The 12,574-nt window shown below is 38.6% G+C and carries 5 protein-coding genes; 3 read left to right on the forward strand and 2 right to left on the reverse strand.

What is annotated here, in order from left to right; translation table 11 throughout:
* Positions 1-18: 18 nt before the first annotated feature.
* Complete coding sequence (locus VCM39_RS03725) at positions 19-384, reverse strand: BlaI/MecI/CopY family transcriptional regulator (protein WP_221649728.1); 366 nt, start codon at positions 382-384, stop codon at positions 19-21.
* Positions 385-778: 394 nt separating this feature from the next.
* Positions 779-4,831 (reverse strand): response regulator, encoded by a 4,053-nt coding sequence (locus VCM39_RS03730; RefSeq protein WP_322933757.1) that lies wholly within the window; start codon positions 4,829-4,831, stop codon positions 779-781.
* Between the two features lie 250 nt (positions 4,832-5,081).
* On the opposite strand from VCM39_RS03730, the gene VCM39_RS03735 reads away from it, so the two are divergent.
* The 3 genes from VCM39_RS03735 to VCM39_RS03745 are packed head-to-tail and all read left to right on the forward strand — an operon-like array spanning position 5,082 to position 11,824.
* Positions 5,082-7,760 (forward strand): alpha-L-rhamnosidase, encoded by a 2,679-nt coding sequence (locus VCM39_RS03735; RefSeq protein ID WP_322933758.1) that lies wholly within the window; start codon positions 5,082-5,084, stop codon positions 7,758-7,760.
* Positions 7,761-7,776: 16 nt separating this feature from the next.
* Positions 7,777-9,498 carry an alpha-L-rhamnosidase C-terminal domain-containing protein gene (locus VCM39_RS03740; RefSeq protein WP_322933759.1) on the forward strand — a complete coding sequence of 574 codons (1,722 nt, stop codon included), beginning with the start codon at positions 7,777-7,779 and terminating at the stop codon, positions 9,496-9,498.
* Between the two features lie 34 nt (positions 9,499-9,532).
* The gene (locus tag VCM39_RS03745; protein WP_322933760.1) at positions 9,533-11,824 is read left to right on the forward strand and encodes an alpha-L-rhamnosidase C-terminal domain-containing protein; all 2,292 of its coding nucleotides are present in this window, start codon (positions 9,533-9,535) and stop codon (positions 11,822-11,824) included.
* The last annotated feature ends 750 nt before the right edge of the window (positions 11,825-12,574 follow it).

Below are 12,574 nucleotides of genomic sequence, written 5' to 3' on the forward strand. Positions count from 1 at the left end.
AATATCATTGTTTATGGATTATTCTTCTTTTCCTTTTTCAATCATATCAATGATTTCTTTCAGATCATTAGTTGATATTTTTTGATCTTTAGCAAAAAAAGAAACCATTTCTTTGTAAGAGTTTTCAAAGTAATTGCGTACTACTCCGCTCATGAAACTACGTTTATATTCACTTTCCCGTATGGAGGGAGTGTATTGATAAGTATTACCTACCCGACGAGGTGTGACGTATCCTTTCCGTTCAAGATTTTTCACTATGGATGCTACGGTCGTATAAGGGGGAGCAGGTGGTTCGAATTTAGCTACTATCTCTTTTACAAAACAGTTTTCCAGTTCCCAGATGTAGATCATCACTTCTTCTTCTTGTATAGTCAGCTTTTCCATGGAGTATGTTTAATTACGATTATATTGCAAATCTACGAAATATTCGTAATTAAACAATAGTCAGTGGGTTAAATAATGTAAACTCAGTAAAGAAGTCATTGAGAGGTATGCCGGGCGGTGTTCATTATTGTACGGTTTTGAATGTATTTCACCACAGAGTAACACGGAGTTCCACAGAGCTTAAATCTTTATTGAAACGCAGATTAACACAGATTTTCGCAAAGGGAAACAAATGTATGATAAAGAACTACAGTCTTTTAATCTGCGTTCTGTGTTAATCCGCGTTTTATCAGATAAATAGTACTCTGTGGAACTCTGTGCTACTCTGTGGTGAGTTCATTTCCGATCAGATTTGAACCAACTATCCAACTACAGATTCGCATAAATTACTCCTTTAATCAGACAGGGATGTATCTTTCTGTTTATTTGTTTCCCTGTATTCCCTTGGCGTTTGATTGTACCGTTTGGCAAATTCTTTATAGAAGTGAGAACGGTTGGTAAATGCAGTCTTGTACATTACCTCCTGTATTGTCAGGCTGGTAGTTAGTAGTAATTTGGCGGCATAAGTCATTCTCTGTTCTTTTATAAAGTCTTTGGGAGATGGCTGGTTCAGATTTTTGAATTTGCGATATAAGTTGCGGCTACTCGTCTGCATGGCTGCTGCCAACTCTTCAGGGCCGAAGAGTGTATTATCCATGTTTTTATTTATTAGTTCTCTTGCTGTTTGCAGATATTCTTTATCTTCTTTTTGCAATAGCTGTCCACCTCCAAAATCGAATCCACTGGCTGAAGAGTTATAATATTGTTTCAGCTCTTTCTGCTTTCTGATAAGTTGCCTGATCACTGTTATCAGATATTGGGTATTGAATGGTTTTGGTATATAAGCATCGGCCCCTGATTCAATGCCTTCTATTCTTTCATCGGTTGTGTTCTTAGCCGACAGAATAACCAGTGGAATATGTACCGTGTGTTTATTACTCTTTATTTGTTTAGTCAAAGTAATTCCGTCAACTTTAGGCATCATAATGTCTGTAATGATCAAATCAGGGGTTTCTTGCTTTAACAGTGCCAACCCTTCCTCTCCGTTCTCTGCCGTAAGGATTGCATATTCATCAGATAATATATCTTTCAACATCCACAACAACTCTTTGTTATCATCAATAACCAGAATCGTTGCTTCCGGTTGCGGACATTCTTCTTCGGTAGTCCCATTTTCAGGCTCTTGTCTATTCATATTATTTTTCTGTATCAATCTGGGAACCTCTTCTTGTTTTTGGGAAGAATTCTCTGTAATTTCCAGCTGAGGTAACGTTACGGTGAACTGGGCATACTGATTTACCTCACTTTCTACTTTGATTATACCTTGAAGCAATTCCACCATACTATGACAGATAGCAAGTCCCAATCCATTTCTGGAAGATAATCCCTTAATACTGTTTTCTTTGATATTATCCAATACGCTGTAACGGTTGAATATTAGAGGGATATTTTCTTTACTGATACCTTTACCCGTATTATATACTTTAACTTCCAGTTTTGTATTTATTACTTTTACAGATATTAAAATAGTTCCTTTTTCCGGAGTGTATTTAAATGCATTGGAAATGAGATTGTTCAGAATTTTTGTAAAACAACTATTATCACTTCTCCATATGATATCAGGGCTAACGTCGGTTTGGAGAAGGATATTATTTTGCTCAGCCAGTTCGCTGAATGATTCAATAATTTCCTGCGATAGTTCGCTGATATTTAATTCTTGTATATGGCATATCTGATTTCCTGTTTCCATACGGCGAAAGTCTATTACTTCCTGAATCAGACTGTTGAGCCGCTCTGTATTTGATTTAATAATTTGAGCGTACTTTTTGATGAATACATCACTGCTTTCATGATGTAATATACGCTCGCACGGTCCGTAAATAAGGGTTAACGGAGTACAGAATTCATGTGTGATGTTGGTGAAGAAACGCAATTTACCTTCATACATTTCTTCCTTATATTTTTCATTTAAACGTCTGGTAATAGATATTTTTCTCCGTTCATATTTCCATTTGATATATCTGAATATACCAATCATAAGACCTATTATAAGCAGTGCATAGATAATGTATGCAACCATGGTTTGATACCAGGGAGGGAGAATGATGATATGTATACTTTTTATTAATTCTTCATTATTACTCATTCCGTCATTATATCTCACTTTCAGGATATAATTTCCCGGAGTAATATTGGTAAATTGTGCCTCATTAGAGCGGGTATCCATCCATACATCGCTGAAATTTTCGAGTTTGTACGAGTATTTACTGTTTTCTCCGTTGATGAAATCCATTGCAACGAATGATACTGCAAAAAAATTCTGATTATGATTGAGCACAATTGCTTCCTCATTGCCTTTTGCTTTCTCAAACTCAGATATGCTATATTCTTTGTTGAAGATCCGTAATTTTGTAAAGAAGATCTCGGGCACGAATTCCTTCTTCTTTCTTTCCTCATTTTTGATCCATACAATACCATCTACTCCTCCGAAGAAATATCTGTTCTGAGTATTATCCTGGAAATAAGCGTTATCGCTGAACTCAATAAGTTTTAGTCCGGTTTTATAATTGAGGTTACGAAAACTATTTCTTTGAGGATCAAACAGAATGATACCAGTATTGCTGCTTAACCATAGATTTCCTTGCCTGTCCTCTGCAATGCCGTGTATTGTGTTATTGGGAAGCCCTTCATTCTCGTTGAAGTTTTTGTAATCAAAACTTCCGTCAGGGAGCAGATTAAGTCTGGTTAGTCCATAGCTACTTCCTAACCAGATATTTTTATTACGATCTTGATGAATACATAATATGTCGTTCATCGGCGCTATACCGTTTTTATCAAAAGTGATCAGCCGGTAAGCCTCTGTTTGTATATTGAGCCGTATGACGCCATTACCACGCATACCTATCCACATAATAGAATCATTTTCAGGATAGATAGAATATATTTGGTTATATTGCTGCCGGTTGGAAATATTGAGGTTGACAGACCGGATACTTTTAGCTTCCAAAGTATTCCCTTTGGGTTGTACATTGATTCTTAATAACGTGCTGCCGGAGCCTACCCATAATAGCGAATCACAAATCTCAACCATAGAATGCACTTTGGCTATTCCAATCTTTGTGTGGTTTACCAATGGATGTATTTTATGATCCCGGTAGGAATAATAGTCTAATCCGGGCCCATCAGAACCGATCCATAATACGGGATGGGTTTTACTGGGAACAAAGGCGAATACAGCATTATTAGTTAGTCCTTCCTGTGTAGTGAAGTGGGTAACGTTTGCAGCTGAGTATACTTTCGCCTTGTCATAGTCTTCTATACGGATAATGCCATTATCTTTAGTTCCCAGCCACAACGTGTTTTGAGGATCGGCATAAATGGCGCGGATGGGTCTTCTTTTATTTATGGGGAGTTGGTTGAGTGATACGTTATTAAATGTATATTCATCTTTTGTCCATGCATATACTCCCTGCCCGTCTGTTCCAATCCAGACGATGTCTTGCTGTTCATCCTTCCATAACGAGAATACTCCGCAGTTAATTTCAATCTTTTCCGGTGCATAATTTTTTGCAGCATCAAGATGTATTAACCCATTGGTCTTGAAAGCAATAAGGAGATCTTCATTATCGAATATAATGGAACCAATCTCTCCACTTTCATTGATAAGTGTTTTCAGATTTTTAATGAAACGTGTCTCCTGAGGTGTGATTGCATAGATATTTCCCTCTGAATCAACAATTATAACCTTTTTGTTACTGTAAAATACATACTTAATAGGATGTGGATGTCTGAAACTGGGATGTTGCACTATCTGAGGAGCCGCACTGTCTACCTGATTTACAGTATATTTTTCCATCGTTCCACGATGATTTATCCAGATGGTATCTTGTGCATCAATAACAAAGTTACTCACATTGTCGTGTGTCATGCCCTTCTGAATAGGAAGGTCAATAAACTTCTTTTGCTTTTTGGAATACAGCGAGAGAATACCGGGTTTACCAAACACATATAAATTGTCATGGTTGTCTTTAGCCACATATGAGTTCTCGCCAAATTCGTTGTAATACTCCTCAATAATATTACTGCGCTGTGATAACTTATTGAGCCCCCATTTGGTGCTGATCCACAGATAGACACCTTCTGTCTCTGTAATATTCTTAATAACATTGCTCGACAGGCTGTTCTGGTTATTTATATCCGGTTTATAGATATAAATATCCCGGCTATCATACATATTGAGCCCATCATAAGTTCCGATCCACAAAAAGCGTTCGTCATCTTGAAACAAACAAGCCACTGAACTGTTGGAAAGTCCGTCCCGGCTACTGATTTGTCTAAGGTTGTATGCATTGGTATTTCCTACTAAGCATAAAAGAAACAATAATAGAATGTGAAAGTGCTTTTTCATTAGTATATTATTTGCTTGGATAGTAATTACACGTACAAAGATATATTTTTTGCCGGAATTATATAATCTCCATGTTTTTTATAATCCGTAAAAGAGGCGCTAAAAGGGCATTTGGACGATTAACATACAAAACTGGCGAGAATGAATACATGTTGTCCTGCTGATAACATACTATTGGCACATATGAGAATACGTATTCGCCTATTATTGGCTATTTTTGCATTATATATTATAAACACATCTATATATCATGAAACGATTTTTGTCAGTACTCTTTTTAACACTTTTGTCTCATTTGGTTTTGTTTGCGACTCAGTCTTTAGGGAAGTTAGACTTTTTACGGTGTGAATATCTGGTCACTCCTTTAGGTGTTGATGTTCCGACTCCTCGTTTTAGCTGGAGATTACCTGTCAATCTGAATAAGCAGCAAGCTTATCAGGTAATTGTTGGCACAGACTCTGTTGCAGTAGCGAATGGTATCGGAGAAGCGTGGGATTCCGGAAAGATATTGTCTTCGGAGGTACTTACAATGTATGCCGGAAAGGCGATGCAGCCTTATACCCGTTATTATTGGAAGGTTTCTGTCTGGGATGATACTAATAATAACTATACAAGTGCCGTATCTTATTTTGAAACAGGATTGATGGGGATGCACAATTGGAAAGGCAGTTGGATTTCGGATACGCATGATTACCGTTTGAAACCTGCTGCTTATTTCAGAAAAACATTTGATACCGGACGCAAGATCAGGCAGGCACGGGCGTACATTGCTGTGGCTGGATTATATGAACTATCTATTAACGGTACGCGTGTGGGAGACCATCGCCTTGATCCTACTTATACACGTTTTGATCGTCGTACTTTGTACCTGACACATGATATAACCCAATTACTGCAACAGGGAGATAATGCTGTGGGAGTATTATTGGGAAATGGCTGGTATAATCATCAATCTACAGCAGTGTGGAATTTTGATCAGGCTCCCTGGCGTGGCAGACCTAAATTCTGTATGGATATTCGTATAGTCTATGAGGATGGGAAAGAGGAGTTTGTTTCTACAGGATCAGATTGGAAAACGTCATTGAGTCCGGTAATCTTTAATAGTATCTACACGGCTGAGCACTATGATGCCAGAAAGGAACAGGCCGGATGGAATACTCCCGGTTTTGACGATGAGAAATGGAAAAACGCTGCTTGTACATCGGCTCCTTCCAATTTAATTGTTTCTCAGCAGATGCATCCGGTTCGTGATGTGAAACAACTCAACCCGGTAAGGATGACTAAACTATCGGATACAGATTATCTGTTTGATTTCGGACAGAATATGTCCGGGGTTAGTGAACTGATTGTAACCGGAAAACCGGGTACCGAAATAAGATTGAAACATGCCGAAAGAATTGGGGAGGATGGAAAAGTAGACATGTCTAATATTGATTATCATTATCGTCCTACTGATGATTCTGATCCGTTTCAGACTGATATCTTCATATTAAGTGGAAAGGGAGAAGAGTCTTTCCGGGCACGATTTAATTATAAAGGTTTTCAATATGTCGAAGTATTGAGTAACGAGCCTATAGAACTGACAACGAATAGTCTGAAGGCTTATTTTATGCATAGTGATGTACCTGTTGTTGGAAAAGTGACTTCATCGAGCGAACTATTGAATAAAATATGGGAAGCAACCAATCGTTCTTATTTATCCAATCTGTTTGGTTATCCCACTGATTGTCCTCAAAGAGAGAAAAACGGCTGGACAGGCGATGCACATATTGCTATAGAAACTGCGCTTTACAACTATGATGGCATTACTGTTTATGAGAAGTGGCTGGCCGATCATCAGGATGAACAGGCTCCTAATGGTGTATTACCGGCTATCATACCTACCGGAGGATGGGGCTATCATTGGGGAAATGGAGTGGATTGGACCAGTACGATAGCTATTATTCCATGGAATATTTATCTGTTTTATGGCGATAAACATTTGCTCGAATCTGTATACGATAATATAAAGCGGTACGTAGATTACTTGAATTATACCTATCCTTCCGGTATTACAGACTGGGGCTTGGGCGATTGGATTCCTATAAAGGCACGTTCTTCAAAAGAACTGACTTCTTCTATTTATTATTATGTAGATACCGATATTCTGGCTAAAGCAGCTAAATTGCTGAATAAACAGCGTGATTATGAGAAATACTCCGCTTTGGCTACAAAAATAAAGAATAGTATCAATGCCCGCTTCCTGGACGAGCAGAAAGGAATTTATTGCAGCGGACACCAAACGGAACTCAGTACACCTCTATATTGGAATATTGTTCCGGAGCATATGAAGGAATTAGTAGCAAAGAATCTGGCCGAAAAGGTAGAAAAAGACCAAAGCATGGATGTTGGTTTATTGGGAAGCAAAGCGATTCTTAATGCCTTGAGTGAGAATGGATACGCTGATTTAGCCTATAAATTGGCTTCCAAAGATACCTATCCTTCCTGGGGATGGTGGATTAAGAATGGAGCTACCACTCTTTTTGAAAATTGGCGCACAGACGGTTATCGGGATATTTCATTGAACCATATCATGTTTGGTGAAATCAGTGCCTGGTACTACAAGGCTTTGGGGGGATTGTTTCCGGATGCATCTGCCCCTGGTTTTAAACATATTATTTTAAAACCTAACTTTGTAACCGGATTGAATTCTTTTGAGGCCAGTCATGTTTCACCTTATGGGGAAATAGTTTCATCATGGAATAAAAACAAGAATAAAGTTCAGTATATGGTAACGGTTCCTTCAAACACTTCTGCTTCATTGTATCTTGACGCTGCTTATACTGTTAAAAGTAAGGAAATCAAGTCGCAGATTTTATCTGCACAAAGAGAAGAAGGAAGTATAAAACTTACTCCCGGAACGTATCATTTTGAAATTAGAATTAAATAAGAATATACATACTAACATGACAATAATAAGAAGAGTGGGTAGCGTTTTGCTGTTTTTGATGATTACCGTAGTTGGTTGGGGGCAGCATACAGATCCGAGAACGCGTACATATATCGCGCCGACACGTATTGTTTGGCAGTATAACGGTAATGGTGGGCTAATTCATAATATTAATGCATTACTGAAACCCGGTGATGGACAAGGGGTATTAACCAATCGCAATTTGTGCCTGCTGAAAAGTACCGGCGGTGAATATCCTTCTTTTCTGATCGATTTTGGAAAAGAGATACAGGGAGGGCTACGTCTTGTTACCGGGCGTTCAAAAAGCAAAGAGCCGGTAAAGATTCGAATCCGTCTGGGTGAATCCGTGAGTGAAGCAATGACTCCTGTTGGGACAAAGGGAGCTATGAATGATCATGCCATGCGTGATTTTACGATGGAACTTCCATGGCTTGGGACTGCAGAGACTGTACATAGTGGTTTCCGTTTTGCACGTATTGACTTATTAGATGCCGATACGGAATTGTTATTGAAAGAGGTCAATGCAGTATCTGTGATACGGGACATTCCTTATCGTGGTTCTTTCCGTTGTAATGATGACCGGCTGAATGAAATATGGATGACCGGAGCCTATACCGTTCATTTGAATATGCAGGAATATTTGTGGGATGGCATTAAAAGAGACCGCCTGGTGTGGGTAGGCGATATGCATCCCGAAGTAATGACTATCAGCTCTGTTTTCGGATTTAATGAGGTTGTTCCCCGAAGTTTGGATTTATCCCGTGATACCACTCCGCTTCCGGATTGGATGAATAATATCAGTTCTTATTCTTTATGGTGGATTCTGATTCATAAAGAATGGTATCTGTATCAGGGTGATTTGGAGTATCTGAAACAGCAGAAGGACTATCTGACTGGTTTACTAACTCATTTATTGACCAAAGTAGACGAATCCGGTAAAGAGCATTTGGACGGGAAGCGTTTTCTTGATTGGCCTTCCGAGAGGAATAGGCAAGGAATTAATGCTGGTTTGCAAGCTCTTTTATCGATGACTTTTGATGCAGGTGCTATGCTTTGTGAAGCGTTGGGTGATAACGTTTTGGCGACTACTTGTGCTGAAGTGAGTACTCGCATGAAACAACATGTACCCGATGCAAACGGTTCCAAACAAGCTGCTGCACTGCTTGCTTTGGCAGGTTTGGTAGATGCTGCTGAAGCCGATAATAATGTAATATCAGTAGGAGGAGCCAAGAATTTTTCAACTTTCTATGGATATTATATGTTGCAGGCACAGGCTAAAGCCGGTAATTATCAGGGAGCTATTGATGTAATCCGTACCTATTGGGGCGGAATGCTGGATATGGGAGCTACTACTTTCTGGGAAGATTTCAATTTGGAATGGATGTCTGGTTCTGCTCCGATAGATGAACTGGTTCCTGTAGGGAAAAAAGATATTCATGGAGACTTCGGGAATTTCTGTTATAGCAGGTTGAGGCATAGTCTTTGTCATGGTTGGGCTTCAGGACCTACTGCCTGGCTGAGTGAGCATGTTTTAGGTGTGAAAGTGATGACTCCGGGTTGTCGTACTCTAAAGATAGAGTCTCATTTAGGTGATTTGGAATGGGTGGAAGGTACTTTCCCGACTCCAAAGGGAGATGTTCATATCTCTCATCGCAAACAGAATGGTAAGATAGTAACAAAAGTAAAAGCTCCTAAAGGTGTGAAGATTATTGATTGATAACCTAATGGAACTTTTTTAAATAAGTGGTTTTATGAGAAAGATTTTTATCTCATTGTTATTAATATTAAGTTGTACATATATGCTTCATGCAGAAAGTCGGAAGGGAGCTCAATGGATAACTTCCATTGAGGAAGATGTAGATAATCCTAATACTTGGATTGCTTTTCGGCGGGATATTTTGATAAAAAAGGTTCCTTCGGAAGTAATAGCTCAGATTGGTGTAGATAGTAAATACTGGCTCTGGATAAATGGTAAACTTGCTGTATTTGAAGGTGGATTGAAACGAGGTCCTAATCCCGAAGACACTTACTATGACGAAGTGAATATTGCTCCTTATCTGAAGAAAGGAGAAAATAAAATAGCCGTTCTGGTCTGGTATTTTGGGAAAAATGGCTTTTCTCACAAAAGTAGCGGGAAAGCCGGACTAATATTTAAAGTGAAAGATGATAAGTTGGATATTATAAGTAATTCGGAATGGCTTTGTAAAGTCCACCCGGCTTATGGTAACACCGGCAAACCTTATCCTAATTACCGCTTACCGGAATCTAACGTTCATTTTGATGCACGATATGATATTACCGGTTGGCAAACAGAGGATTGTAGAAAATACGCTTTCGAAAATGCGAGAGAATTGGGAGACTGGGGAGTAGGCCCTTGGAATAAGTTGGTGAAACGACCTATTCCGTTTTGGAAAGACTTTGGTGTAAAACCACTTGAAGTACAGCGTATTCCGGGAAACGATAAAGATACGATTATTGCCCGGCTTCCCTATAATATGCAAATGACTCCAGTATTGGATGTAACAGATACTCAGGGCGGAAGCTTAATCTCTATATCCACAGACCACTCCGTGGCAGGAGGGGCAGAAAATGTAAGAGCTGAATACGTCACAAAACGAGGAAAGCAAACTTATGAGTCTTTAGGATGGATGAATGGGCATAAACTGATTCTTGTATTACCGAAAAGTGTAACTGTTAATGCTCTGTCTTATCGGGAAACCGGTTATGATACGGAACCTATCGGTAGCTTCTCTTGCGACAATGAGTTTTATATGCGTTTCTGGGAAAAAGCGCTTCGGACATTGTATGTGAATATGCGTGATACCTACTTTGATTGTCCCGATAGAGAGCGGGCCCAATGGTGGGGAGATGTAGTGTTGCTTATGGGCGAAAGTTTCTATACGTATTCTCCTACAGCACATGCTTTGATGAAGAAAGCAATTTATGAATTGGTCGGTTGGCAAAAGAAAAACGGTGTACTCTATGCTCCCATTCCTTCCGGACGCTCGGATACAGAACTCCCCGGACAATCATTGGCAAGTATCGGGCGTTATGGTTTTTGGAATTATTATTTGAATACGGGAGATAAACAGACGATTGTTGATGCTTATCCTAAAGTTAAGAAGTATCTTGGACTTTGGCAACTGGATGATACAGGCCTGACTGCTTTTAGAAGTGGCGGGTGGACTTGGGGAGACTGGGGAGACCATCGTGATATTCGTCTTATCTATGCCGGATGGCATTATCTGGCATTGGATGGTGCAGCAAAAATGGCCGATGTTTTAGGGTATGAAGGCGATGCTGAAATGTATCGGGAAATAATGAAAAAGCTGAAGGTTGGTTATAATAAATGTTGGAATGGTTATGCCTACAGACATCCGCAATATCAGAAAGAGACGGATGACCGTGCACAAGCATTGGCTGTTATTACAGGTATTGCGGATCAAACCCAATACGACGAGATTTTTAACTTGTTTAAATCACAAAAACATGCCAGTCCTTATATGGAAAAGTATGTTATGGAGGCCCTTTTCATTATGGGACAAAGTAATTATGCATTGGAGCGTGTACAATCTCGTTTTGCTCCGATGGTTGACAATAAAGAGTATTCTACGCTGTTTGAAGGATGGGATATTGGTGAGAAAGGATTTGGAGGAGGTACCGTTAATCATGCATGGAGTGGAGGTGCTTTAACCGTTATTGCCCAATATCTGTGCGGTGTGGAACCATTGAAACCTGGATATGAATTATTTAAAATAGAACCTGATCTTACTTCTTTTAAACAGGCATCTATTACTGTTCCCACAATTGCCGGGCTGGTTAAATCTGCTTTTATAATAGAGCCGGATGTATTTTCCTTAGAGATCTCTGTGCCCCGGAATACTCAGGCCATTGTATATTTACCTGCTGAGCTAGTATTTGATATTTCAATTAATGGTAAGACTCCGTCTGAAAAATATAAGGTAGATATTCGCTTTGAGAAAAAGGGAAAACAGGCTTATCTATTCAATGGAGGTGATTACAGGATTGTAGGAAAGAAATAATATGTGAATCGGATTTTATTTGTGTAAAGAGTACATTTTACCAGGGCAGCTATATTCTGGTAGGATACATCCGTATGAAACCCAAAACAGAACTCTCTGTCGCTTTGAACATCATTTATGATTGCGGCAGAGTTTTTTTTGTATATTTCAATTTCTTATTTTGTAGTATACCTATTATACTAAACTGTGTCCTTTATATTATTCTTGCTTGAAATATATTTCTTTTTGTTACTCGTCTATTAATAAGCAAGAACTCTTTTCATGGTTGTATTTTTTGTGGTAGTAATAATCAAAATTCTCTGTAGGAAAATTAGAATAAACAATGTATATATAATACTTTGTATCTCATTTTTCCTTGTGTTTTTCGAACTTGCAGATTAAATACTTTATGTATATATTGCCACTCAGTTTTTATAAAATCAGTCTAATACGAAACACTTGTTAAGGGGGTATTTTATCGAAAATAAAATGATTCCCAGATTTTTTGAGATATAAAAATGAGACTGTTATGACGCTAATGACCTCATTGTTTATATAGCGATAACCTACTTTAAGAATAAAAAAAAGAATGTGATCATCTGGCCATAACTTCCTGTGAGTATTGATTGTAGGGTATATTGTATTCAATTACGCCAAAAATGTATTTTAAATGTCACTGTACAGATTGGGCATATTAATGGCGAGATTAGGCATAGTGACCTTGTCTGTTACGACTTATATTTGCTTTCAGAAACAACATAGAATGATGTT

Source organism: Bacteroides mucinivorans, from assembly GCF_034654355.2.
Taxonomy (GTDB): domain Bacteria; phylum Bacteroidota; class Bacteroidia; order Bacteroidales; family Bacteroidaceae; genus Bacteroides; species Bacteroides nordii.